Here is a 555-nt window from a genome sequence, read left to right as displayed (position 1 = left end):
GCGATGAACGTGGCGACGTCGTCGATGTGGCCGTTGGTCTCCTCGGGGTCGATGCCCTCCTTGACCCAGATGACCTTCTCGACGCCCAGGTAGTCCTTGAGGTGCTCGTTCATGTACTCGCGAAGCTCCTCGCTCCAGGGCTCGAACTTCTTGCGGTACTTGGGCCAGATGGACTCGGGGTCCTCTTCCTCCTCGAGCACCGCGGAGCAGGTGCGGCCGGGGGACAGGAGGCACTGGTCGGTCACGACGAGGGTGCCCTCGCCGTCGACGGTGATGGAGCCGCCCTCGAGGATCATGTCGTCGGGACGGTAGCGGCGGCAGCCGGAGAGCTCGGCCATCTTGAGGGCGATCTGCTCGTCCTTGTCCCACGGGAAGTACAGGCCGTCGACCAGGCCGCCGTAGGCGTTGAAGTGCCAGTGGTTGGCGCGCTTCTCGCCCTTGCCGTCGATGACGTAGGTGGCGGCGGTGTCGCGGAACCAGGCGTCGTCGGTGGTCATCTCGATGACGGTGACGTTCTCGTCGTTCTCGAAGGCGGCCTTGCAGTTGGCGTAGTCG

At 65.4% G+C, this 555-nt stretch carries 1 protein-coding gene; it reads right to left on the bottom strand.

From position 1 onward, the window contains the following. Positions 1–555, bottom strand: a 555-nt coding sequence (locus tag AAAX36_RS09495) for an agmatine deiminase family protein (RefSeq protein WP_349075304.1), incomplete at both ends; no start/stop codon positions are given.

Origin of the sequence: Collinsella sp. CLA-ER-H10 (assembly GCF_040092475.1) — a bacterium.
Lineage (GTDB): Bacteria > Actinomycetota > Coriobacteriia > Coriobacteriales > Coriobacteriaceae > Collinsella.
The sequence above is the reverse complement of the archived record's forward strand: the minus strand, read 5'-3'. Positions and strand labels throughout refer to the sequence as shown.